Origin of the sequence: Bradyrhizobium barranii subsp. barranii, from assembly GCF_017565645.3 — a bacterium.
GTDB classification, from domain to species: Bacteria; Pseudomonadota; Alphaproteobacteria; order Rhizobiales; family Xanthobacteraceae; genus Bradyrhizobium; species Bradyrhizobium barranii.
The window spans coordinates 8,613,307-8,637,275 of sequence record NZ_CP086136.1 but is presented as its reverse complement, the minus strand read 5'-3'; the positions used below and the strand labels follow the sequence as shown (position 1 = coordinate 8,637,275).

The 23,969-nt window shown below is 64.5% G+C and carries 25 protein-coding genes and 2 pseudogenes; 26 read left to right on the top strand and 1 reads right to left on the bottom strand.

Annotated features, from left to right (window positions below; translation table 11 throughout):
- Positions 1 to 3 precede the first annotated feature (3 nt).
- Complete coding sequence (locus J4G43_RS42230) at positions 4 to 804, bottom strand: DUF1217 domain-containing protein (RefSeq protein WP_071909951.1); 801 nt, start codon at positions 802 to 804, stop codon at positions 4 to 6.
- A 142-nt stretch (positions 805 to 946) separates the two neighbouring features.
- Between J4G43_RS42230 and motA the strand changes: the two genes are divergently transcribed.
- The 26 genes and pseudogenes from motA to J4G43_RS42100 all read left to right on the top strand — a co-directional run bounded on the left by motA (position 947) and on the right by J4G43_RS42100 (position 23,947).
- Entirely contained in the window at positions 947 to 1,843 is an 897-nt protein-coding gene (motA, locus tag J4G43_RS42225; protein ID WP_063981295.1) for a flagellar motor stator protein MotA, read from the top strand.
- On the top strand, positions 1,840 to 2,781 hold the full coding sequence (locus J4G43_RS42220) for a flagellar motor switch protein FliM (protein WP_028153460.1): 942 nt from the start codon (positions 1,840 to 1,842) through the stop codon (positions 2,779 to 2,781). Before motA ends, J4G43_RS42220 begins: the two co-directional genes overlap by 4 nt.
- Positions 2,762 to 3,076 (top strand): hypothetical protein, encoded by a 315-nt coding sequence (locus tag J4G43_RS42215; protein WP_063981296.1) that lies wholly within the window; start codon positions 2,762 to 2,764, stop codon positions 3,074 to 3,076. The genes J4G43_RS42220 and J4G43_RS42215 overlap by 20 nt, the downstream gene beginning before the upstream one ends.
- Before the next feature lie 76 nt (positions 3,077 to 3,152).
- A complete protein-coding gene (gene fliN, locus J4G43_RS42210; RefSeq protein WP_208088497.1) occupies positions 3,153 to 3,527 on the top strand; it encodes a flagellar motor switch protein FliN in 375 nt (124 codons plus the stop codon).
- 2 nt (positions 3,528 to 3,529) lie between these two features.
- Positions 3,530 to 4,573: pseudogene (locus J4G43_RS42205) on the top strand (flagellar motor switch protein FliG).
- Positions 4,574 to 4,586: 13 nt separating this feature from the next.
- On the top strand, positions 4,587 to 5,672 hold the full coding sequence (flhB, locus tag J4G43_RS42200) for a flagellar biosynthesis protein FlhB (RefSeq protein ID WP_039153365.1): 1,086 nt from the start codon (positions 4,587 to 4,589) through the stop codon (positions 5,670 to 5,672).
- Between the two features lie 85 nt (positions 5,673 to 5,757).
- The gene (flgB, locus tag J4G43_RS42195; RefSeq protein ID WP_014492658.1) at positions 5,758 to 6,138 is read left to right on the top strand and encodes a flagellar basal body rod protein FlgB; all 381 of its coding nucleotides are present in this window, start codon (positions 5,758 to 5,760) and stop codon (positions 6,136 to 6,138) included.
- A gap of 11 nt (positions 6,139 to 6,149) precedes the next feature.
- Positions 6,150 to 6,566, top strand: a complete 417-nt coding sequence (gene flgC, locus J4G43_RS42190; RefSeq protein ID WP_014492659.1) for a flagellar basal body rod protein FlgC — start codon at positions 6,150 to 6,152, stop codon at positions 6,564 to 6,566.
- 2 nt (positions 6,567 to 6,568) lie between these two features.
- Positions 6,569 to 6,898 (top strand): flagellar hook-basal body complex protein FliE, encoded by a 330-nt coding sequence (locus J4G43_RS42185; RefSeq protein ID WP_014492660.1) that lies wholly within the window; start codon positions 6,569 to 6,571, stop codon positions 6,896 to 6,898.
- Positions 6,899 to 6,915: 17 nt separating this feature from the next.
- A complete protein-coding gene (gene flgG / locus J4G43_RS42180; protein ID WP_063981298.1) occupies positions 6,916 to 7,704 on the top strand; it encodes a flagellar basal-body rod protein FlgG in 789 nt (262 codons plus the stop codon).
- Between the two features lie 35 nt (positions 7,705 to 7,739).
- The gene (gene flgA / locus J4G43_RS42175; RefSeq protein ID WP_249814886.1) at positions 7,740 to 8,195 is read left to right on the top strand and encodes a flagellar basal body P-ring formation chaperone FlgA; all 456 of its coding nucleotides are present in this window, start codon (positions 7,740 to 7,742) and stop codon (positions 8,193 to 8,195) included.
- The gene (gene flgI / locus J4G43_RS42170) at positions 8,192 to 9,322 is read left to right on the top strand and encodes a flagellar basal body P-ring protein FlgI (RefSeq protein ID WP_135216095.1); all 1,131 of its coding nucleotides are present in this window, start codon (positions 8,192 to 8,194) and stop codon (positions 9,320 to 9,322) included. Before flgA ends, flgI begins: the two co-directional genes overlap by 4 nt.
- 67 nt (positions 9,323 to 9,389) lie before the next feature.
- On the top strand, positions 9,390 to 10,160 hold the full coding sequence (locus J4G43_RS42165; RefSeq protein ID WP_071909953.1) for a MotE family protein: 771 nt from the start codon (positions 9,390 to 9,392) through the stop codon (positions 10,158 to 10,160).
- Entirely contained in the window at positions 10,161 to 10,856 is a 696-nt protein-coding gene (gene flgH / locus J4G43_RS42160; RefSeq protein WP_028153467.1) for a flagellar basal body L-ring protein FlgH, read from the top strand.
- A 42-nt stretch (positions 10,857 to 10,898) separates the two neighbouring features.
- Complete coding sequence (locus tag J4G43_RS42155; protein ID WP_014492666.1) at positions 10,899 to 11,342, top strand: flagellar basal body-associated FliL family protein; 444 nt, start codon at positions 10,899 to 10,901, stop codon at positions 11,340 to 11,342.
- The gene (gene fliP / locus J4G43_RS42150) at positions 11,339 to 12,079 is read left to right on the top strand and encodes a flagellar type III secretion system pore protein FliP (RefSeq protein ID WP_071909955.1); all 741 of its coding nucleotides are present in this window, start codon (positions 11,339 to 11,341) and stop codon (positions 12,077 to 12,079) included. Before J4G43_RS42155 ends, fliP begins: the two co-directional genes overlap by 4 nt.
- A gap of 261 nt (positions 12,080 to 12,340) precedes the next feature.
- On the top strand, positions 12,341 to 13,246 hold the full coding sequence (locus J4G43_RS42145; RefSeq protein ID WP_135216098.1) for a flagellin N-terminal helical domain-containing protein: 906 nt from the start codon (positions 12,341 to 12,343) through the stop codon (positions 13,244 to 13,246).
- Between the two features lie 268 nt (positions 13,247 to 13,514).
- A complete protein-coding gene (locus J4G43_RS42140) occupies positions 13,515 to 14,426 on the top strand; it encodes a flagellin N-terminal helical domain-containing protein (RefSeq protein ID WP_208088495.1) in 912 nt (303 codons plus the stop codon).
- A 273-nt stretch (positions 14,427 to 14,699) separates the two neighbouring features.
- Complete coding sequence (locus tag J4G43_RS42135) at positions 14,700 to 15,608, top strand: flagellin N-terminal helical domain-containing protein (protein ID WP_063981304.1); 909 nt, start codon at positions 14,700 to 14,702, stop codon at positions 15,606 to 15,608.
- 308 nt (positions 15,609 to 15,916) lie between these two features.
- A complete protein-coding gene (gene fliF / locus J4G43_RS42130; RefSeq protein WP_166344159.1) occupies positions 15,917 to 17,545 on the top strand; it encodes a flagellar basal-body MS-ring/collar protein FliF in 1,629 nt (542 codons plus the stop codon).
- Entirely contained in the window at positions 17,542 to 18,237 is a 696-nt protein-coding gene (locus J4G43_RS42125; protein WP_208088494.1) for a hypothetical protein, read from the top strand. Before fliF ends, J4G43_RS42125 begins: the two co-directional genes overlap by 4 nt.
- Positions 18,238 to 18,243: 6 nt before the next feature.
- Entirely contained in the window at positions 18,244 to 19,584 is a 1,341-nt protein-coding gene (locus J4G43_RS42120) for a MotB family protein (RefSeq protein WP_208088493.1), read from the top strand.
- Positions 19,581 to 20,765, top strand: a complete 1,185-nt coding sequence (locus J4G43_RS42115; RefSeq protein WP_208088492.1) for a chemotaxis protein — start codon at positions 19,581 to 19,583, stop codon at positions 20,763 to 20,765. The genes J4G43_RS42120 and J4G43_RS42115 overlap by 4 nt, the downstream gene beginning before the upstream one ends.
- The gene (fliK, locus tag J4G43_RS42110) at positions 20,762 to 22,087 is read left to right on the top strand and encodes a flagellar hook-length control protein FliK (RefSeq protein ID WP_208088491.1); all 1,326 of its coding nucleotides are present in this window, start codon (positions 20,762 to 20,764) and stop codon (positions 22,085 to 22,087) included. The genes J4G43_RS42115 and fliK overlap by 4 nt, the downstream gene beginning before the upstream one ends.
- Positions 22,038 to 22,619 (top strand): transglycosylase SLT domain-containing protein, encoded by a 582-nt coding sequence (locus J4G43_RS42105; protein WP_208088490.1) that lies wholly within the window; start codon positions 22,038 to 22,040, stop codon positions 22,617 to 22,619. The genes fliK and J4G43_RS42105 overlap by 50 nt, the downstream gene beginning before the upstream one ends.
- 97 nt (positions 22,620 to 22,716) lie before the next feature.
- Positions 22,717 to 23,947, top strand: a pseudogene (locus J4G43_RS42100) (flagellar hook protein FlgE).
- Positions 23,948 to 23,969: the final 22 nt, after the last annotated feature.

Sequence of the window (23,969 nt, the reverse complement as noted above, 5' to 3'; positions counted from 1 at the left end):
GACTTACTTTCCGAACCGGATGGACTGAAGCTTCGTGAGCATGTCGGTATCCAGGCCGGCCATCGACGACGCGCCGCCGATCAGGACCAGAGCGGAGTTGGTCGAGTTGCCATTGTTGATGTCGTTCTGGGCCTGGGTCGCATCCCACATCGCGGCGAAGCGCTGCACGAACTTGGTGACCTTGGCCGGGTCCTGGAAATCGGTGAGGTCGATCTTGCTCGTGATCAACTTGGCCTGGGCGTCGATGTCTGCCGCGCTGATGGTCGACGGCAGCCCGAGCGCGGTCTGGACCACCTGCGTCATCGCCTTGTCGGCGAGGATCTGGTAGGAGGTGCTGATGGTGGAGGCCTTGCGGGTGAAATAGAGCGCCAGCCGCAGACCCTCGTTCTGGTCGCCGGCCTTCTCCTCCATCGTCTGCGTGACGTATTGGGTCGCCGTACCGGTCGTGGCGGCGGCGGTCTGGGTCGCTTTGTCGCCGAGGGCGGCGAAATTGAAGGCGGCGGCGAACTGCCGGTAGCGGGTGTCGGTCAGCTTGTTGGCGAAGCTCTTGGAGTCGGAGACGCCCTCGGTCAGCACCTTGCGCATGAACGCCTTGGCATAGGTCATGTCGCTGAGACCAAAGGCCTTCATCGCGTAGGAGTAGAGGCGATAGTCCTTCAGGAAGTCGTCGATCGTCTTCACATTGCCGATATGGCTGAGAAAATAATCGGTGTCGCGGCTGACGTCCGGCTGGGCCGCGACCTGCGTCAGCGATTTGCCCATGTCCTTGGTCAGTCTGGTGTAGTCCGCGATCGTGGATAGCATGGCACGCGCCCCTCTGGCCGCCGTTGCGACTTCGTCTCAAGCTGCCGCCAATTGCTTGCGCGGGGCTGGCGACCACGAAGCCAGCCTCGCGCAAGCGTCGCCGACTAGATATTCCCAATGGGATCGGCGATGGAGTGGCGCGTTGCTCAGTTTCGTGGGGATTTTCATCACGGTCGCGGCACTGCTCGGCGGATTTGCCGCCATGGGCGGGCATCTGGCCGTGCTCATGCAGCCGTGGGAATTCGTGATCATCCTGGGCACCGCGATCGGCACCTTCATCGTCGCCAATCCGTGGAAAACGGTCGTTGATACCGGCGTGGCCTGCATGCAGGCCATCACCGGCGCGGTGCCGAGTGAGCGCTATTACCTCGATCTGCTCGGAGCGCTCCATGCCCTGATGCGGGAGCTGCGGGGCAAGGGCCGCAACGAGGTCGAGGCGCATATCGACGATCCCGCGTCCTCGGAGATCTTCAAGGCGTTCCCGAGCGTCCTCGGGGACCCGCCGTTGCTGCAGTTCATCTGCGACTATGTCCGCCTCATCATCATGGGCAATGCGCGCACGCACGAGATCGAAGCGCTGATGGACGAAGAGATCCACACCATCGTGAAGGCCAAGCTGGCGCCCTACAATTCGATGGTGGTGGTGTCCGAGGCGCTGCCGGCGCTCGGCATCGTCGCCGCCGTGCTCGGCGTCATCAAGGCCATGGGCGCGCTCGACCAGTCGCCGAAGCTCCTTGGCGGCTTCATCGGCGCGGCGCTCGTCGGCACCTTCGCCGGCATCTTCCTGTCCTACGGCGTCCTCTCGCCCTTCGCGATCAAGATCAAGATGACGCGAGAGAAGCGCTGCCGGCCCTACATCATCGTCAAGCAGACGCTGCTGGCGTTCATGAACGGCGCCATGCCGCAGATCGCCGTCGAGCACGGTCGCAAGATGATCGCGAGCGGCGAACGGCCGTCGATCGACGTGGTCGAGAACGAGACGATCGCGGGTCCGAAGGCCGTCGCGACCGAGGCTGAACCGAAGGCTGCCCGCGCATGATGACGGAAGACCTCGACGTCGATCAGCGGAAGCAGCTGCCGAACTACCTGCTGGACGCCGCTGGCATATCGATCGAACGCATGCCGATGCTCAATGTGATCTTCGATCGCATGGCGGCATCGTGCACCGACAGCCTGCAGCCGATGGCCGGAACGCCGTGCTACTTCTCCGTCAACGGCATCACCAACGACCCGCTCGGCGACATCATCAAGGATTACGAGGGCAACGCGGTTGCCGCCGTGCTCTATGCCGAGCAGTGGGACTCGCGCGTCATCATTATGCTGGATCGCGACTTCGTCTTCACCATGGTCGAGGCGATGTTCGGCTCTGACGGCGCCGAACCGCCGCTCGACGTCGAACGCACCTTCTCGAACATCGAGATCCGGCTGGTCCAGGCACTGTTTGAGCGGTTCGCCAAGGCGCTGCAGGGCGCCTTCGCCGGCACCTCCAATGTCACCTTCCGTGTCGAGCGAGTCGAGACGGCGATGGCGTCGCTCGCGATTGGCCGCGCCAGCAATATGTCGATCTGCGCGAACATGATGGTGCAGGCGCTCTATCGCGGCGGCCAGATGTTCCTGATCATTCCGCACTCCGCGCTCAATCCGCTCAGGCAGAAGCTCGCCCACGTCGTCGTCAGCGATGGCCGCGCGGCCGATCCGCGCTGGCGCGAGCAGATGGAGAGCGAGGTTCACCGTACCGAAGTGACGCTGAGCGCGGTGCTCGACGAGAAGATGATTTCCCTCGAGGACGTCGTGCAATTCAAGGTGGGGCAGGTTCTGGAGCTCGAGGCCACGCCGCGCACGCTGGCCCGGCTCGAGAGCAACAACCAGGTGCTGTTCTGGTGTCAGATCGGCCAGCTCGATGGCTATTACGCCATGCAGGTGGCCGATCCCGTCGATCAGAAGCGGGAGTTCGTCGATGATATCCTATCTCGTTGATGCCGTGCTGCTGATCGCGCTGGCGTTCACCAGCATGAGGGTGACCCGGATGCACCGCGAATTGGCGCGGCTGCGCAGTTACCAGGGCGAGTTCTCGACCATCGTCCACGAGACGGCGGGCGCCTTCGACACCGTCATCACCGCCGCGCATGATTCCACCGCAAATCTCGGCCGGCTCGCCAACGTGCTGAGCACGAAGATAGATCAGGCCCACGAGGCGATTGCGGCGCTCGACGCGCGGAGCGGGCTCCAACCGGCCTCAACCGTGAGCGGCGCCGAGGCGAACAAGCATTGAATTCGGGACTTGAAGGACACGTGCGATCGGACCGTCGCGGCGCTCCGGGAGCGGAAATACCAAGAGGCGATACCAAATGGCGCAATCTTTCGAATATGAGTCTGCATCGGCATCGGGAGAGACCGATGCGTCTCCGCTGGAGCGGCTGGCGGAGATCGCCGCGCGCACGGCGGACGAAACCGGCAAATTCGCCAATGTCGATGCCATCCTGCGCATTCCCGTCACGATGCAGGTGGTGCTGGGATCTGCGACCATTCCGGTCGCGAACCTGATGAAGCTCGGCCGCGGCGCGGTGGTTCCGCTCGATCACCGTGTCGGCGAGCCGGTCGACGTCGTGGTCAATGGCCGCGTCGTTGCCCGCGGCGAAGTGGTTGTCGTCGAAGAGGACAATTCCCGCTTCGGCGTCTCGCTCACGGAGATCGTCGGACCGCTGGGGCAGGGTGATACCTGATCATGGCGGCACAGGTCGGCGTCGCTCCTATCAAGCAGCGAGGCGTTGCCACGCTGGGCGGAACGGAAAAGGTCGCGGCACTCCTGCTGGCCATGGGCCGGCAGGCGGCCGCGAGCGTGCTCTCGCAGTTCGAGCCGCAGGATATCCGCATCGTCACCAAGGCCGCGGCCGAGCTGCGGCCGATCACCGCGCAGGAGCTCGAGTCGATCGTCGAGGAGTTCGCCCAGCAATTCTCGATGGGCGCCAACATTCTCGGCACCATCGGCGGTCTTGAAGCCGTGCTCGGCGACGTGCTGCCTGCCGACCAGGTCTCGGCAATCATGTCGGACCTGCTCGGCAATTCGAGCCGGTCGGTGTGGGACCGCGTCTCGTCGGTGTCGGAAAACTCGCTGGCGACGTACCTCTCCAAGGAGCATCCGCAAACCGCGGCGCTGATCCTGTCCAAGGTCAAGCCGTCCTGCGCCGCCAAGGTGATGAGCCAGCTGCCGTCGCGAGCCTGCGCAACGAGCTGATGCGGCGCGTCCTCAGCCTCAAGCCGATCGTCGACGACGCCATGAAAGTCCTCGAGAAGACCCTGCACGAGGACCTGACGCTCAATTTCGCCCGCAACCTCGGCGCCGACACCTACGCGCGCGTCGCGGACATCATCAACAAGATGGAGCGCGGCCATATCGAGGACATGCTGAAGAGCTTGTCGGAGAAGCGTCCGAAGTCGGCCGAAGTTCTGAAGGAACTGCTGTTCACCTTCGACGACGTGGTCAATTTGACCCCGAAGGCGCGCACCATGATCTTCGACCAGGTGCCGACCGATCGCATCTGTTATCGCGCTGAAGGGCACGGACAAGCATTTCCGCGAACTCATCCTGTCCTCGGTTGCCTCGCGCGTCCGCCGCGTCGTCGAGCACGAACTCGCCATCGGCGAGCCGTCGAACCAGCGCGACGTGCTGGAGGCGCGCCGCGTCATCACCGACCTTGCACTCGACCTGGCGGAAAAGGGCGAAATCGAGCTCAACCCCGAGCAGGAGGACGAGCTGGTCTTCCGCTGACCGCTGAACGGGCATGGCAGAAACATCCGATCAGGAGAGCAAGACAGAAGAGCCGACCGAGAAGAAAGTCCGCGATTCGCTCGAACAGGGCAAAATCCCGGTCTCTCGGGAGGCTTCTATCTTCGCCTCGATGGCCGCGCTGATGGTGATCCAGGCGTTCCTGATCGGCCAGGGCGTACAGCAATTGACGCCGACGCTGAAGAGCCTGCTCGACGATCCCGAAGGCTTCCCTCTCAGCAACGGCGCGGACGCGCGCAACCTGCTCACGGTGGTGGGCCTCGAGGCGTTGCGATTCCTGGTGCCGCTGGTCGTCACCCTGGCGGTGTTCGGCCTCGCCGCATCGTTGCTGCAGAATGCGCCGCGCCTGGTGCTGGAGCGCATCAAGCCGCAGCTGTCGCGAATCTCCCCGATCAGCGGCTGGAGCCGGCTGTTCGGAACGCAGGGCCTCGTCGAATTCGCCAAGTCGCTGTTCAAGCTCGTCTCGGTGACGGTCGTCGTCGTGTTCGTGCTGCGCTCGTCCGAAGCCCGGGCGTTCGAGGCGATGTATACGGATCCGGTCGCGCTACCGGAGATGATTCTCAACATCGCGATGCGGATCGTCTCGGCGATCTGCATCGCCACCATCGTCCTGGTCGCGATCGATCTCGCCTGGGCGCGCTTCCACTGGCGGCGCGAGCTGCGCATGACCAAGCAGGAGATCAAGGACGAGCACAAGCAGGCGGAAGGCGATCCCCTGATCAAGGCGCGCCTGCGCTCGCTGGCGCGCGACCGTTCGCGCCAACGCATGATCGCATCCGCCTCGCGCGCGACGCTGGTGATCGCCAACCCGACGCACTTCGCGATCGCGCTGCGCTACAAGCGCGAGGAAAACGCAGCGCCCATGGTCGTCGCCAAGGGCATGGACGTGATCGCGCTGAAGATCCGCGAAGTCGCCGAGCAGAACCGGATTCCGGTGATCGAGAACAAGGCGCTGGCGCGCGCGCTCTATGAGGCGGTTCAGGTCGACCAGGTGATTCCGGCGGAATTCTTCCGGCCGGTCGCCGAGATCATCTACTTCCTGCAGTCCAAGCAGGCGCCGCGGACCGAGAAGGTTCAGTAGATTTCCGAGCATAGCGTCGGCTGCATCAGCCTGACGAAAGCTTGCGGCCCTAAACTTAATCTTAAGAAATCAGCATGGGGCCGTCGTGGGACCGCTTTATCTCTTCGAACTCGCATCGTCGCAGGCGCGGTACCTCGAGCTCCGCCAGTCGACCATCGCGACCAACGTCGCCAACGCCAATACGCCGGGCTTCAAGGCGCGCGACGTCGAGCCCTTCAACAAGGTGCTCGACGCCACGCCGGTCAGGCTCGCGACGACGTCGCCCTCGCACATGCAATTGTCCGCGGCCGAGACCGATACGCGGAAGACCGCGAAGAAGGACAGCTGGGAAGTGGTTCACTCCGGCAACTCCGTCAGCCTCGAGCAGGAAATGATCAAGGGCAGCGACGTCAGTCGCGACTACTCGATGAACTCGGCGGTCGTGCGGTCGTTTCACCGCATGCTGCTGTCGAGCGCGAAGAGCTGAGGTGAATTGACATGCTGGACTCACTGCAAGCGTCATTGACGGTCGCGAGCTCCGGGCTCGAAGCGCAGTCGACGCGCATGCGCATCGTTTCGGAAAACCTAGCCAACGCGACCTCGACGGGGCGCACGGCCGGCGCCGATCCGTATCAGCGCAAGACCATCACCTTCGATGCCGCGATGGACCGTGCCTCGGGCGCGCAGCTTGCGAAGGTCAAGGAGATCGGGGTCGACACCACGCCGTACCGCGTAGAGTACGAGCCGGGACATCCCGCCGCCGACAAGGCCGGTTACGTCAAGCTGCCGAACGTCAACATGATGATCGAGATGGCCGACATGCGGGAAGTCAACCGGTCCTATGAAGCCAATCTCCAGGTCGTGAAACAGGTGCGGTCGATGCTGGGCATGACCATCGACCTGCTGAGGAGCTGATAATGCTTGAGGCGATTTCATCCACCGCGATTTCCGCAGGGCAAGCGGCGAGCCGCGCGACCGAGACGCAGGCCATCGCGCCGGCGGCACCGACCGCCATTCAGTCCACCGACGATGTCGGATTCGAATCGGTGATGAAGCAGGTGACGACGGACGCGATCGGGACGCTGAAGGCGGGCGAAGCGGCGTCGATCTCGGCGATGCAGGGCAAGGAATCGACCCGGAAGGTCGTGGAGGCGCTGATGTCGGCCGAGCAGGCCTTGCAGACCGCGGTCGCGGTTCGCGACAAGGTCGTGCAGGCCTACCAAGAAGTCGTCCGGATGTCGATTTGATCTGAGGGAATGAAACTGTGAAATCGCTCGCCATTGCGGCCACGGGCATGAACGCCCAGCAGACCAACATCGAAGTCATCGCGAACAACATCGCCAATATCAACTCGACGTCGTACAAGCGTGCGCGCGCGGAATTCACCGATCTGTTCTACCAGATGGACCGCATGCAGGGCGTCGCGAACGTCAATGGCTCCTCGCCGATCCCGGAAGGCTCCAATCTCGGCCTCGGCGTCAAGTCGACGGCCATCCGCAAGCTACACATCCAGGGCGCGCTCACGCAGACCGGCAATCCCTACGACCTTGCGATCAACGGCCGCGGCTGGTTTCAGGTGCTCGGCCCGAACAACGAGGTGCAATACACGCGCGCCGGCTCGTTCAGCCCCAACGCCAACGGCCAGCTCGTCACCACCGACGGCTATCTGCTGGATCCCGCAATCACGATACCGCAGGGAACGGTTCAGGTCGTCGTCAACCAGACCGGACAGGTGTTTGCCAAGCTGGATACGGAAGTGAACCCGCGGCAGATCGGCCAGCTCAACCTCGCCAATTTCGCCAACGAAGCGGGCCTCGAGCCGCTCGGCAGCAACCTCTATCGCGAGACCACGGCGTCCGGCACGCCGGTCGTCGGGCTGCCGGGCGATTCCGGATACGGCAAGATCAATCAGCAATATCTCGAAGCCTCGAACGTCGACCCGGTGAAGGAAATCACCGAGTTGATCTCGGCGCAGCGCGCCTACGAAATGAACGCCAAGGTCATCCAGGCCTCGGATGAAATGGCCCAGACTGTCTCGAAGGGCATGCGCTAGTTCCGGTGTTCTCGATGTCGAACAGGGTGGGCTTGATGGTGCGCGGGTTGGCCGCCGTGCTGCTGGTTCTCGTCTCGGCGCGCGTCGCCGCGGCCGAGGAGAAGCGGCTTCCCGTGCCGGCCGTGTCGATCCGCGCCGGCGAGCTGATCCGGGACGACATGATCACGGAACGCGCCTTCGCGCCGAATGTGCTCGGCGTTGCCATGTTCATCGAAGGACGCCAGATCCTGGTCGGACGCATGGCGCGGCGCGCGCTGCTGCCAGGCCAGCCGATTCCGACCAATTCGGTGGAGGATCCCTGGACGATTGCCCGCGGCGCCATGGTCAAGGTCGTGGTGGAAGACAGCGGCCTGTCGATCGTCACTTACGGCGCGGCGATGCAGTCGGGTGCGACCGGCGCGCTCATCCCGGTACGAAACACCGACACCGGCGTGATCATCAGAGGCGTCGTCCAGCCGGACGGCACCGTCAAGGTCGTGGATGGATCATGACCAGATTCCTGCTTGCGCTCGTCCTGCTCGTTTCCGCCGCCAGCGCCCAGGCGGCCGTCCGCATCAAGGACATCGCGGACATCAAGGGATTGCGCGAAAACCAGATCGTCGGTTACGGCCTCGTCATCGGCCTGAACGGCACCGGCGACACGCTCCGCAACGCTCCGTTCACCGAGCAGTCCCTGCAATCGATGCTCGAGAACATGGGCATCAACGTCAGGAACGAGACCACGAGCACCAACAATCCCCCGCGTCCGACGACGCTGCGCACACGCAACGTCGCAGCCGTTATGGTGACCGCGGATCTGGCGCCCTCGATCGGAGCGGGTGAGCGCATGGACGTGACCGTATCGTCGCTCGGCGACGCGACCTCGCTGCTCGGCGGCACGCTGGTGATGACGTCGCTGCGGGCGGCGGACGGCGCGGTCTATGCGGTGGCACAAGGCGCGGTCACGGTCGCCGGTTACAGTGTGGGAGGGCAGGCACAGAACGTCAGCCAGGGCACGCCGACGGCGGGCCGCATCCCGAACGGTGCGCTGGTCGAGCGCGAGGTGCAGGGAAGCCTCCACGAGATGGAGTTCCTGGTGCTGGAGCTCAAGAACCCTGATTTCGTCACCGCGACACGCATTCTCGACGCCATCAACGGTTACGCCGGTGGCCGCTACCGCGCGCAGATCGCCTTCGAGCGCGACTACCGCACCATCGTGCTGTCGAAGCCGCGCCATATCGGCCCCGTCCGCTTCCTCGCCGAAATCGGCGAGTTGACGGTCGAGCCGGACACGCCGGCGCGAGTGGTGATCAACGAGCGGACCGGCACGGTGGTGATCGGGCGCGACGTGCGCATATCGACCGTCGCCGTGACGCATGGCAACCTGACGGTTCGTGTCACCGAGCTTCCCGTGGTGTCGCAGCCGGCGCCGTTCTCGCGAGGGCAGACGGTGGTCGTTCCCCAGACCGTGGTCGAGGCCAACGAGGCCGGATCGCAGGTGGCGATCCTGAGCGGCGTCGACCTCCAGCGCCTGGTGCGCGGGCTGAACCAGATCGGCCTGAAGCCGTCGGGCATCATCGCGATCCTCCAGGCGATCAAAACGGCCGGCGCACTCCAGGCCGACGTCATCGTGCAATGATGCACAAGCGTCGTGCAAGCTTGGTCGCTCAATGCTCAGGTCTCGACCGAGAATCGCACGCGGCCCGATGCTGAAGCTGGATCACAAAGCCAAACTCCTCCTCCTGGTCGCGGCCTGCGCGTTCGGATGCGCTTCGCCCGTTCTGGCGCTGGATGAGGCCAAGCCGTCGAAGCCGCTCAACCTGTTATCGTTCGCGCGTGCCCGCGCGCCCGGGCCGCAGAAGCCGTATCCGGCGGCCTCGTCGATACCGGGCGACAATGCGTCGTTCCGGGCGACGGCGTGGGCCGCCGAAGATTCCGGACCCGCAATCACGGGGGCCGTGCCGGCTCCCGAGAAGCCTGCGCCGGCGCCCGCAGTCGCGCCCGTGCGCCCGGCCAAGCCGGGCAGCGTCACGGCGCCGCCGAAGCCCGCACCGGCACAGGCTGCGGTACCTGCGGACAATGAGGTCGCCCTGTTCTGCAGCAATGTCGCCGACCCCGCCGTCGATGCGCGGCTGGCCTGGCAGCTCAGGGAGCTGGAGAAGGCCGAGACCCAGCTCCGGGAGCGGATCGCCGAGGTCGAGGCCAAGCGCGCCGAATACGAGAAGTGGATGGCGCTGCGTGACGACTTCCTGAAGAAGGCCGAAGCCAGCGTCGTCGAGATCTATTCGCGCATGAAGCCGGATGCCGCGGCGACCCAGATCGCCGGGATGGCGGACGAGACCGCCGCCGCCGTGCTTGCAAAACTCAGTCCGAGGAGCTCGAGCGCGATCTTCAACGAGATGGAGACGGCACGCGCGGCGCACCTTGCCGATCTGCTCGGCGGAATGCGTCGCGTGGATGACGGAAAGACCAAATAGATGAAGAATCTGATCCTCATCCTGCCGCTCCTGATGCTGACCGGGTGCATCGGCGATCCCGCGGAAGTGCTGACCGGTCCGCGACTGTCGCCTGTCGGCACCGGCCTGAGGACACAGGCCGATCCGATTCCGGTGACGCCCCGCATGCGTACGCCCGTCAGCTATCGCTCGACCTGGGACGACGGCACGGATCTCTATCGCGATCCCCGTGCCCGGCGCACCGGCGACGTCGTGACCGTCATCATCTCGATGCAGGACAAGGCCAAGCTCGACAACAAGACCGATCGTTCGCGCGATTCGCAAATCAAGTTCGGGCTGGATTGGCTGATGGATGTCGCCGGATGGCAGGACAAGGGCTCGACCAGCGCCAATCTGAACACCAACACCCAGATCAAGGGCAACGGTCAGATCGATCGTACCGAAGACATCAAGCTGTCGATTGCCGCCATCGTCACCGACGTGTTGCCCAACGGCAATATGATGATCAGCGGCTCGCAGGAGTTCAAGGTCAATACCGAGATGCGCGTGCTCAACGTCGGCGGCATCGTGCGTCCGCGCGATATCTCGCGCACCAACACGATCTCCTACGAGAAGATCGCCGAGGCACGCGTGGCCTATGGCGGTCGCGGAAATCTGTCTGACGTGCAGCAGCCTGGATGGGGACATCGGATCTATGACGCCGTGGCACCATTCTGAGAATCGCGCCGACCGCGCCGCGCCGCGAGGGCAGGGGACGTGATGCGCCTGATAGCGGCCATTGTGGTGCTGACCCTGATCGCGATCGGTGCGGGCGCGGTTGCAGGCCTGCATCTGTTCGCGGCCGCGGAGCGCGTCGCCGACGCAAAGAAGACCGCCACGCCGCCGCCCCTTGCCACGAGCTACGCCGGCAGCGCTCGGCTGAGAAAGCTGTCCCCGATCGTGACCAATCTCGCCGCGCCGGCCAACAACTGGGCCCGTGTCGAAGCCTCCATGGTGACCGATAGCATGAGCGACGAGGATGCCGGCATCCTGGCCGCCCATATCAGCGAGGACATCGTGACCTATCTGCGGTCGGCTTCGGTTGGCCAGTTCGAGGGATCGCGCGGGCTTCAACATCTGCGCGACGACCTGACGGAGCGGGCCAATATCCGCTCGTCGGGCAAGATCCGCGAATTGATCATTGAGACCTTGGTGATTCAGTGAGAGTGAGAGTCCTGCTGCTCGCGTTGGTTCTGGTCGTGCTGCCCGAGGTGGCGCTGGCCCAGATTCCGGACCTCAACTCGCTGCTGCCGCCGGGCAACGGCTCCACCAGCGGCCGCATCATCCAGCTGATGGCGGTGATCACGGTGATGTCGGTGGCGCCGGGACTGCTGATCATGGTGACGAGCTTCACGCGATTTGCGGTGGCGCTGTCGTTCCTGCGCTCCGGTCTCGGCCTTCAGACCACGCCGGCCAATCTGGTGCTGATCAGCCTCGCGCTGTTCATGACCTTCTACGTGATGGCGCCGACCTTCGACCGCGCCTGGGAAACCGGCGTCCAGCCGCTGATGAAGAACGAGATCTCGGAGGAAGAAGCCTATCTGAAGATCACCGATCCGTTCCGCGAGTTCATGCTGGCCCATGTCCGCGACAAGGATCTCCAGACCTTCGAAGCACTCGCCGCGGAGAGCTTCCGCAAGAAGTTCGACGACAAGCGCATCGACATGCGCGTCATCATTCCGGCCTTCATGATCTCCGAGCTCAGGCGTTCGTTCGAGATCGGATTCCTCATCATCCTGCCGTTCCTCGTCATCGACATGATCGTGGCGACGCTGACCATGTCGATGGGCATGATGATGATGCCGCCGACGATCATCGCGCTGCCGTTCAAGATGCTGTTCTTCGTGTTGATCGACGGCTGGAACCTGCTGGCCTCCGGACTGGTGCGGTCGTTCTCGTAGCGACCGCGATCGCCGGCCGGTTATGGTTAGCGAAAAGTGCTGGTCTATGGTTAGCAGAGGGTAATGTTAACTATATGATATTACAGCGAAATTCAAGCCGATCTTAATCTCGGCGCAAGATTCGACGTGCTAGGAATGCGGCACGGCGGGTTGGACCCCACCCACATCAGTCCAAAGGCATGATGCCGCCCCTCCGTACCGGTGAAAGCCCGGTATGTCCCCTCGTGAAAATGTAACGCGTACATCAAAGGGACATTCGCAATGTCAAGCCTGCTTACGAACTCGACCGCCATGACCGCGCTCCAGACCCTGCGGTCTGTCAGCTCGCAACTCTCCACCACGCAGAACCGGATCTCGACCGGCCAGCGCGTGGCCACCGCTTCCGACAACGCCGCCTACTGGTCGATCGCAACGTCGATGCGCGCCGACAACGCCGCGCTCTCCGCCGTCTCCGACTCGCTCGGTCTGTCGGCTGCGACGGTCGACACCGAATATACCGCTCTGACCACGGTTATCGGCAACAAGGACTCCGGCCTGACCAAGCTGCAGGCGCTGCTGGTCGAAGCCAAGACCGCTGGTATCGACCGCACCAAGATCCAGGCGGACGTCACCCAGATCCAGCAGCAGATGAAGGCGACAGCCAATGCGGCGACCTTCAACGGCGTGAACTGGCTGAGCACGACCGCCACTACCCCGGCGACCGTGAACCTGGTGTCGTCGTTCTCCCGCGTGGGCAGCACGCCGACCACGGGCTCGATCACCCTGACCACCGCCAACTACTCGCTCTACACCGCGACCCAGGGCGGCTTCCTGGACAAGGTGAGCGGCGCGGCGTCGATCGACACGCTCAGCATCTCCGCGCTGACCGACTCCGCGGCTGACCAGACCACGCTCGACGGCTATATCACGCAGGTCACCGCTGCGATCAACTCGGTGGCTTCGGCCGCCGCCGACCTCGGCGCCGTCAAGACCCGTATCTCGACCAACACGGACTTCGTGAAGTCGCTGATGGACTCGGTTGATCGCGGTATCGGCCAGCTCGTCGACGCCGACATGAACCAGGAGTCCACCCGCCTGGCGGCCCTCCAGGTCCAGCAGCAGCTCGGCGTGCAGGCGCTCTCGATCGCCAACAACAGCAGCCAGAGCATCCTGTCGCTGTTCCGCTAAGCCTTAGACCATCTGGGGAGGGCCGCGCTTCTCGCGAAGCGCGGCCCTTTCGTTTGGTGTGTTGCCGCGCGCACGCCGCAAATTCGGCTGCCCTGTTGCAGTCCGGGCAGAGAGCCACAAGCCTCGCACAAGCTTCGCGCGCTATCGTCGCCGCTACGACAGGTTGGGCCTGCTTTTTCGCCGCCCAAAGGCATGACGCCGCCCTGTCGTACCGGTGCAAGCCCGGTATGTCCCCAAAAACAGTTCAATCTTCAAAGGGACATCAAAAATGGGTTCAAGTCTGCTCACCAACTCGTCTGCAATGACTGCGCTGCAGACCGTCCGCAATGTCAGCTCGCAGCTCGCGACCACGCAGAACCGGATCTCGACCGGCCAGCGCGTGGCCACTGCTTCCGACAACGCCGCCTACTGGTCGATCGCGACGTCGATGCGCGCCGACAACGCCGCGCTCTCTGCCGTCTCCGACTCGCTCGGTCTGTCGGCTGCGACCGTCGACACCGAATACACCGCTCTGACCGCGGTTGTCGGCGACAAGACCGGCGGCCTGACCAAGCTCCAGGCGCTGCTGGTCGAAGCCAAGACTGCTGGTATCGACCGCACCAAGATCCAGGCCGACATCACCCAGATCCAGCAGCAGATGAAGGGTACCGCCAATGCGGCGACCTTTAACGGCGTGAACTGGCTGAGCACGACCGCGACCACGCCGGCGACCTTCAACCTGGTGTCGTCGTTCTCGCGCGTCGGCGGCACGCCGACGATCGGGTCCATCACCCTGACGATCGCCAACTACTCGCTCTATACCGCGACCCAGGGCGGCATCCTGGACAAGGTGAGCGGCGCTGCATCGATCGACACGATCAGCATCGCGGCGCTGACCGACTCGACGGCTGACATGACCACGCTCGATGGCTACATCGCGCGGGTCACGGCCGGGATCAACTCGGTGGCCTCGGCCGCCGCCGACCTCGGCGCCGTCAAGAACCGCATCTCGACCAACACGGAATTCGTCAAGACCCTGATGGACTCGGTGGACCGCGGTGTTGGTCAGCTCGTCGACGCCGACATGAATGCGGAATCGACCCGCCTTCAGGCCCTGCAGACCCAGCAGCAGCTCGGCGTTCAGGCGCTCTCGATCGCCAACCAGAACAGCCAGAGCATCCTGTCGCTGTTCCGCGGCTAAGCCTCAAAACCATCCGGGAAGGCCGCGCTTCTCGCGAAGCGCGGCCTTTTCATTTGGCGTACGCTCGTCACGCGTCGTGACCTCCTGGCTCACCGTGTTGCGGTCCAGCCACGTCGCCACAAGCCTCGCACAAACTTCGCGCGCTATCGTCGCCGCTACGACAGGTTGGGCCCGCTCTTCGGCCGCCCAAAGGCATGATGCCGCCCCGCCGTACCGGTGCAAGCCCGGTATGTCCCCAAAATCAATTCAATCCGTTTCAAAGGGACGTCAAGAATGGCCTCGAGCCTGCTTACCAACTCCGCTGCAATGACCGCGCTCCAGACCCTCCGGAGCGTCAGCTCGCAGCTCGCGACCACGCAGAACCGGATCTCGACCGGCCAGCGCGTGGCCACTGCTTCCGACAACGCCGCCTACTGGTCGATCGCGACGTCGATGCGCGCCGACAACGCCGCGCTCTCCGCCGTGTCCGACTCGCTCGGTCTGTCGGCTGCGACCGTCGACACCGAATACACCGCTCTGACCGCGGTTGTCGGCGACAAGACCGGTGGCCTGACCAAGCTGCAGGCGCTGCTGGTCGAAGCTAAGACCGCTGGTATCGACCGCACCAAGATCCAGGCCGACATCACCCAGATCCAGCAGCAGATGAAGGGTACCGCCGATGCGGCAACCTTCAACGGCGTGAACTGGCTGAGCACGACCGCCGCCACCCCGGCGACCTTCAACCTGGTGTCGTCGTTCTCGCGCGTCGGCGGCACGCCGACGATCGGGTCCATCACCCTGACGATCGCCAACTACTCACTCTATACCGCGACCCAGACCGGTATCCTGGACAAGGTGAGCGGCCCGGCGTCGGTCAACACGATCAACATCTCCGCGCTGACCGACTCGACGGCTGACCAGACCACGCTCGATGGCTACATCACGCAGCTCACCACTGCGATCAACTCGGTGTCCTCGGCCGCCGCCGACCTCGGCGCCGTCAAGAACCGCATCTCGACCAACACGGAGTTCGTCAAGACCCTGATGGACTCGGTGGATCGCGGTGTCGGTCAGCTCGTCGACGCCGACATGAATGCGGAATCGACCCGCCTGCAGGCCCTACAGACCCAGCAGCAGCTCGGCGTTCAGGCGCTCTCGATAGCCAACCAGAACAGCCAGAGCATCCTGTCGCTGTTCAAGTAAGCTTCGGCTTTGGAAACAACCGTGCTCCCCCGGGAGCACGGTCCCTGCCATGACCGGCGGGTGTGGCGGCACAAGATGTGCCCGTAATAGAAGATCTCCCGACGCCAGACGTCATGCAACACGCCGCAGCCGATCGCGCTGCCATGCGCTCGCGCGCCCGCTTGTTGCTCCTGAACTCATTGCGTCGTCTAGGATTCTTGTAAAATTGCAACGCCTCGCCCGCGAACCGACACATTCGCCTCCTCGCGCAACCTTCAGACAAGGTTGGCAGCGGAGTGTCCCATACGTTCGCATTGGTACGAGGTCACATGCTGCTCAGTCGTGCGCAGGTACAGCAACTGCTCAACAATCTGCTGGAGCTTGGGCCGCGACGCCTGATGGCCTTGGGACTGATCGGCTTTGCCGTTCTCGTCACCGTCGTCGGCGGCGCCTATTATCTGAGCCGGCCTGAGTTCGAAACGCTCTATACTGGCCTCAATCGCGAAGACGTGACGCGCATCGGCGCCGCGCTGCGCGAGCAGAATATCACATTCGACGTCAATACGGCCGGCGACGCCATCTCGGTGCGTCCGAGCCAGACCATGCAGGCGCGGATGCTGCTTGCCGAGAAGGGGCTGCCGACCAGCGCCAATTCCGGCTACGAGCTGTTCGACAAGATCGGCTCGCTCGGCCTGACCTCGTTCATGCAGGAAGTCACCAAGCTGCGGGCGCTGGAAGGCGAGATCGCGCGCACCGTGCAGTTGATGAAGGGCGTCAAGGCGGCGCGGGTGCATATCGTGATGCCGGTGCGCGGCTCGTTCCGGGCGACGCAGCAGCCGCCGTCGGCGTCGGTCGTGCTGCGCACCGACGGCGCGATCGAGGCGCGCACGGCGCAGTCGATCCGCCACCTCGTCGCGGCGGCCATTCCCGGCATGAGCCGCGACAAGGTGACGGTGCTGGATGCCGATGGTTCGATGCTGCTCGCCGAAGAGGACGAAGCCAGCGCGGCCCCGACCAAGATGGCGAGCCTCCAGAAGACGGTCGGCGGGATGGTGCAGGAGAACATCCGCAAGGCGTTGACGCCATATCTCGGCCTGGACAATTTCGAGGTGAGCGTCGCGCCGCAGCTCTCCACCGACAAGCGGCAGACCAACGAGACGGTCTACGATCCGGAGAGCCGTGCCGAGCGTTCGGTCCGGAACGTGCGCGAGAAGGAATCGTCGCAGAATGCGGACCGTTCGACGCCGACCACGGTGCAGCAGAACCTGCCGGACCAGCAGGTGAATGCCGGCGGCACGAAGAATTCCAGCGAGGACAAGACCCGCCGCGAGGACGTCACCAATTTCGAGGTGTCGTCCAAGACAACGACGACGGTGAGCGACGGTTACCTGGTCAAGAAACTCTTCATCGCCGTGCTGGTCAACCGCGCGCGGCTCGTCGCCGATCTCGGCGACAAGAGCAATCAGGCGATCGTCGACAGCAAGCTCGCCGAGATCAGCCAGCTCGCGGCGACGGCAGGCGGACTGGACAAGCAGCGCGGCGACCAGATCCAGGTGACGGCCGTCGACTTCATCGAAGGCTCGCGCGAACTGGCGCCGGTGCCGCCGATCAGCTTCGTCGAGATGATCAACAAGCAGCTCGGCAGCGTCATCAATGCGGTCACCATCCTGGCCGTTGCCTCGATGCTGGTCTGGTTCGGCCTTCGCCCCGCGGTCAACGGCATTCTGACGCATCGCGCAGCGCAGGAGCAGACCGAGGCGGCCGAGGCCGCCGAGCTCGAAGCTGCAACGGCCCTTGCATTGGCCGACAGTCAGGACCCCGAGCTCAACCTCGTCGAGGATCTCGAAGGCAAGATGCAGCGGACGCCGCAGAAGCGGCTGGAGCAGATCGTCCGGCTCGATCAGATGCAGGCGGCAGCAATCCTTAAAGACTGGATGCGACGCGAGGAGGCAGCATGAACGCGGCTATCGGAAAACTCCTGACGCAGTTCGACGCGAATGGGCGGGCCAAGTCTCCACCGTCGCCTCCGCCCCCCAAGATCCAGGATGTGCTGACAAGGCCGATGGAGGTGCGGCGCGAGCCCCAGCCCCCGCGTCAGGCCCAATCGCAGCCGCAGCTTCAGTCGCCGCTTCCGGCGCCCGAGGCGGAAGCCCCGCCGGTCAATCTTCTCGAGGATGCCTATCGTCGCGGCCATGCCGCCGGTGTCGCGGAAGGCGATGCCAGGGTTGCCGAGGAGCGCGTCCGCAGCGCGATCCGGCTCGGCGAGGAGCGGGCCAAATGGTCCGACCAGCAGGCGGTCACGATCGTAGGCGGCTTCGAGACGGCCTGCCGCGAGATCGAAACCAACATCGCAAGCTCGGTTGCGCGGATATTGCTGCCTTTCCTCGCCGACGCCGTCCGTGACAAGGCGATCGGATCGCTGGTCGAGCAGATCGCGGCGCTGACCGGCAATTCGCCGGTGCCGGTGTTCAAGATCACCGGCCCGGGCGAATTGCTCGATCTGGTGCGCTCGCAGCTCCAGACGGCCCGGCGAACCGGGATTGAATACGAAGCCGCCGACACTTTCGAGGTCCGTGTTGTCGCCGACCAGACCGTGATCGAGACGCAGATTGCGGCGTGGAGCGAACGTCTGAACGAGGCGCGCCGGTAGTCCGCCATGGAAGAAGTCAAGCACGAGCTGGTCATCATCCGCAGGCGCAGCGCCTTCGCCGAGGAGGCGCATCACGGTGGCGTCTGGAAGATCGCGTATGCGGACTTCATGACCGCGATGATGGCGTTCTTTCTGGTCATGTGGCTGCTCAATGCGCTCAACCAGGACCAGAAGCAGGTGGTCGCGAGCTATTTCAACCCGATCAAGCTCGCGGAGAACGCACCCGCTCCGAAGGGCCTCAAGGATCTCAGCAAGAAGGAGCCGACGCAATTCGAAGGCCAGGACGGCAAGCGTCAGCCGGCCGGGCCGAACGAAGAACGTCGCGGAGACTCCCCGACGGCGGAGAAGCCTGCCTCCTTCGAAGAGAAGGTTCTGTTTCGCGATCCCTATGCGACGCTTGCCGAGATCGCCAACAGCGCGAACCAGTCCTCGGGCCAGCGCCGCGCCGGCGCGCTGACCTCCGCCGAAGAGGACGGCCTCAAGGGCGGCGATGCTTACCGCGATCCCTTCGATCCCGGCTATTGGAAGTTGGCGCCGCAGACGTCCAAGGATGCGGATCACTTCGTCGACAGCGAGCCAAAGCCGAACGCGTCCGCGCGCGACAATGCGTCCGGGACAGGTCAGGGCGAGCCGCAGGCGCAACGTGCCAAGCAGGACGATGCCGGCGGTAGCGTGGCTCCAAACGCGGACGCGTCGTCTGCAAGCCTGTCGCCGCTGCTGCCGCCCGGGCCTGCGCCTTCGCAGGCTCAACGCGATGGCAGTGTTCAGGCGAATGCGCCGCAACCGGGCGCCCAGGCTGGCGCTCAAGCCAATGCCGCCGCGCAGCCACGCCCCGGCGATCAAGCAAAGAATTCCGAATCGCGCGATGGGGCACAGACCCAGCAGCCGACCGTCAAGCAGCTTCAGTCTGCGATCGCGGATGCGCTGTCGGACATCAAGGCCGGTGCGGGCCCGGTTGCCGAGGTGCGTCAGGTCGAGGAGGGCCTTCTGATCAGCCTGACCGACGATGCGAGCTTCGGGATGTTCGCGGTCGGCTCGGCCGAGCCGCGGCCTGAGCTGATCCGCGTGATCGACAAGATCGGGCCACTGCTGACGAAGCGCCAGGGCATGATCATCGTGCGCGGCCACACCGACAATCGGCCGTACAAGTCTGAGAATTACGACAATTGGCGACTGTCGACCGCGCGCGCGCAGATGGCTTACTACATGCTGGTCCGGTCCGGTGTCGATGCGCAGCGGATCGAGCATGTCGAAGGCTACGCCGATCGGCGGCCGAAACTGACGAATGATCCTGCTGCCGCTCAGAACCGCCGGATCGAGATCCTGATCCGGGAGAAGCGCCCTTGATCAGGCCGCTCCTGCGCGCCGCGCTGCTGCTGCCGTTCACGACGGTATGCGCGTTTGCCGATCCGGCACCGTCCCCGGCATCGACCTCGGGCGAGCCCTATGAGCTCGTGCGCACCTTGCAGGCGGTGCAGGATGGCATTGCCCGTGGCGACACCGCTGCGCATGGCAGCCACATCGCGCTTACCCGGCAGGTCGGTGAAAAGTTCCTCGCCGCCGATCCGGGCGTGTGGAGCAATGCGCAGAACGGCCAGGCCGTCATCATCTATTTGCTCAGCGGCGGCGGGCCGCAGGTCGTCCGAAAGCTGCCGCGCGACAAGCTGAACGTCGACGAGCGGCTGTTCAATGGTGCGCTGGCCTATGTCGAAGGCCGCCAGGACGAAGCGCGCGAGCTGCTCAAGGACGTCAAGCCGCGCACGCTGCCAACGGGCCTGGGCGGACAGGTCGCGCTGGTCCAGGGCGCGCTGTTCGCGCGCGCCGAGGCATCGCTCGCGATCGAGCGCCTGGACGACGCGCGGCTGCTGTTGCCGGGCACGCTGGTGGAGGAGGCGGCGCTGCGCCGCGAGATCCTTCTGGTCGGGCAGGCCGAGGATTTCGACAAGTTCGAGTTCCTGACGCTCGCCTATATCCGCCACTACCGCAACTCGGTCTATGCCGGCGACTTCTGGCAGCGCTTCGCCTCCGGCCTGACGCAATCGAGCATTGCTCTCGACGAGCGCCGCTTTGCGCGGATCGTCACTCTGCTGGAGCAGATCGACCGCGCGAGCCGCCTCAAGCTTTATCTCGTGATCGCGCGCACCGCGATGGTGCATGGACGGCTGGCGGTGACGCGGCTTGCAGGCGAGCGTGCGCTGACGCTCAGCGCCGACGCGTCGGAGGATCGCGAGCGCGCGCATTTCTTCCGCGGCGTCTCGCGGGCGCTCACTGACGAGTATAACGGCGGTGTCGCCGAGTTGAAGGCACTCGACCGCTCGAAGTTGCCCGAGCGCGACGTTCCGTTGCTGAATGCGACGTTGCAGCTCGCACTCGACGTCCGCAAGCCGTTCGCGGGTCGATCCGCCGCCGCCGCCGATAAGCCTCCGGTCACGCCGGCGCGTCTCGATCTCGCCGCGTCGTCCGAGACGCTTGCGCGCGCGCGGAAGCAGCTCGGCGAACTCGAACGCCTCACCAGGGATCGCCCATGACGAAGCTCAGTGGAACCTCCGGACAGGTCTTTTCGGGTCTCGCCGAAAGCCTCAACATGCGCGGCGCATCGCGCTCGGGAAAATCTGCCGGAGCGAAATCGCCGGCAGATTCGTCGTTCAACGATCTGCTGCATACCGTCTCGAATCTCGCGAAGCGGGCGCTCAACGACGAGGGCGGCAACACGAGCGCGAAGGCCGGATCGTTGCGCACGCACCTCGCGCGCCCGGCCGACAAGGACAAGACGGTGCGGGAACGCACCGAGGCGGATGATGAACCCGAACCCATTCGCAAATCGTCCGACGAGAAGACTGAAAAATCGCCGGAGACGCAAACTCCGGTCGACCACGGCGCGAAGACCGATGTTTCGGCCCGATCGAGCATTCCGGCGGTCGTCGAACAGCAGTTCGCCGCCGTGCCGGCCGTGAAGCCGCAGCTGCAATCGCCGGCGGGCGACAAGAAGGACGCGCCTGCGCGCGACGAGCGCTCTGCCTCGACGAAGCGTGAGGTCCAGGGCACCGCGAAGGTCACGTCTGCCGAGCCCGCGCCGCCCGCTGCCGCTTCAACGGGCACGCGCTCGCAGGCCGCGCCTTCGCAGGCGGCGGCAGCCGCGCAGCAAGGCAGCGATGCGTCCTCGAAGGCAATGCCCGCGACGCAAGGCTTCGAGGCCGTCACGGCCAATGTCGAACGCGCCGTCAAAGCCTCGGCGCGGGACGCATTGCCCGAAGCGACCAAGGTCACCGTGGTCCAGCAGGAGACCCATCTGCCGCCGGCGCAGTTCAGCGCTCCGCAGCAGGTCGCCAACGCAGTCGTCGCCGAGCTGAAGGAGTCGCCGGCTCCGACGGCGTCCACCGCCCCCGATCTCGCGACGTCGCAGACCAATGCGCCTGAGCCGCTCAAGATCCTGACGATCAATCTCGAACCGCCGGCGCTCGGCAACGTCACGGTACGCCTTCGCCTCGTCGGCTCGGAGGTTTCCGTTCACCTCGCGGCCGCGCGCAAGGACACCAGCCTGATGCTGGATCAGCAGCGGGAGTCGATCCGCGATCTCATGCAGTCGGCGGGCTATGTCGCCGACGTCGCGCCCGTGCAGCACGGCTCGCTGGACGGATTCCAGAGCGGCTCGGGCCAGCCGCAGCCGCAGCTCTCCGGCCAGCAACAGCCATCGTCGCAGTCGCAAGGCACGTTCGGCGGCGCCGGCACGTCGTCCGGGCAATCGGACGGCAGTGCCAAGCAGGCCCGGCAGGAGCGCCAGTCCAACCAGGAGACGCGTCATGACCAGGACGTGGGCCCGCAGATTCGTCGCGGTCCTGTTTATCTGTAACGCGGGCGCCGCGGCAGCGGCGACCGACAACGCGCGCCCGTGCGAGCGCGAGATGGCGCGCGCGTCCCAGCAGCATGGGATCCCGCTCGGCATTCTCTATGCGGTCGGCCTCACCGAGACCGGGCGGCGCGGTTCGCTCCACCCTTACGCGCTCGGCGCCGACGGCCAGACCGTGTTCGCCAAGGACATGAACGACGCGATCGCGAATTTCGAGACGATGCGCGGCAAGGGCATCAAGCTGATCGACCTCGGCTGCATGCAGATCAACCATTATTATCACGGCGACAAGTTCACGTCGGTGCGCGCGATGTTCGATCCCGCGAAGAACGTCGAATACGCCGCACGCTTCCTGAAAGAGCTGAAGCAGCGCGAGGGCAGCTGGACCATGGCGGTCGCGCGCTACAACGCAGGCCCCAACAATCAGCCCGCGCAGAAGCGCTACGTCTGTCACATCGTCGCGCATCTCGTCTCCAGCGGCTTCGGCGCGTGGACCGACAAGGCGCGCTCGTTCTGTCAGCCGAAGACGACATGACCGCCACAACCTGAAAGTTGTGCACGGGTCCCAATCATCAGCCCCGCGCAAGCAAGAACCCGCATTGTAGATACAACCTGACAAAGGAGCCTACTTCATGAGCCTGTATGGTGTTATGCGCACCGGCGTTTCCGGAATGAGCGCGCAGTCCAACAAGCTGTCGACGGTTTCGGACAACATCGCGAACGTCAACACGACCGGTTACAAGCGGGCTTCGACGGAATTCTCGTCACTGATCCTGAAGAGCGGCTCCGGCAATTACGACTCCGGCGCCGTCGAGACGACGGTTCGCTACGCCATCAGCGATGCGGGACACACGCAGTTCACCACGTCGACCACGGACCTCGCCGTGCAGGGCAACGGCTTCTTCGTGGTGTCGAACGCCGCCAACACGCAGCAATATCTGACGCGCGCCGGCTCGTTCGTGCCGGACGCCCAGGGCAATCTAGTCAACGCGGCCGGCTACTACCTCCTGGGCCAGCCCGGTAAGGTGACCAATTTCTCGCAGAACAGCCTGTCCGGCATGCAGATCGTCAACATTGCCCAGGTTTCGCAAGTGCCCGTGCCGTCGACGGCGGGAACGCTCACGACCGGCAATCTGGATCCGAAAGCGGCTGTGATCGCCGGTCCGCCCGGGCCGGCGTCATATTCGTCGAAGAGCTCGATCGTGGCCTACAACAATATCGGCCAGGCCGTTACGCTCGACGTCTACATGTCCCACACGGCGACGGCCGCCGGCTCTGACACCTGGCAGCTTCAGGCTTACAACTCCGCGACAGGTGCGTCGGTCGGTGCCGCCACCACTTTCACCTTCGATACGACCGCAGCCGGCAAAGGCACGCTGGCCGCGGCGAGCCCGACGACGCTCGCCCTCACCGTTCCCGGCGGTGCGGCGATGAGCCTGGACCTGTCGAACATGACGCAGGTCGGAACCGACTTCAGCTTCAAGGCGACTGTCAATGGCAGTTCCATCGGCCATCGACAAAGTCGATGTCGACGATTCGGGCTTCGTGACGGCGATCCTCAAGAACGGTCAGCAGCTGACGCTCTACACCATCATGCTCGCCGACGTCGCGAGCCCCGACAACCTGACGCCGGAGCCCGGCAACGTCTATTCGACCAACATGAATTCCGGCAACGCGCAGGCCGGGAATGCCGGTACCGGCGGTCTCGGCACTGTCCAGTCGGGTGCGCTGGAAGACTCCAACGTCGACCTCGCGGATGAACTCACCGGGATGATCGAGGCGCAGCGCGGCTTCACTGCGAATTCGAAATCGTTCCAGACCGGCGCCGACCTTCTCGACGTCGTCGTCAACCTGAAGCGCTGAATCCTCAAGCGCTCATTCCGGG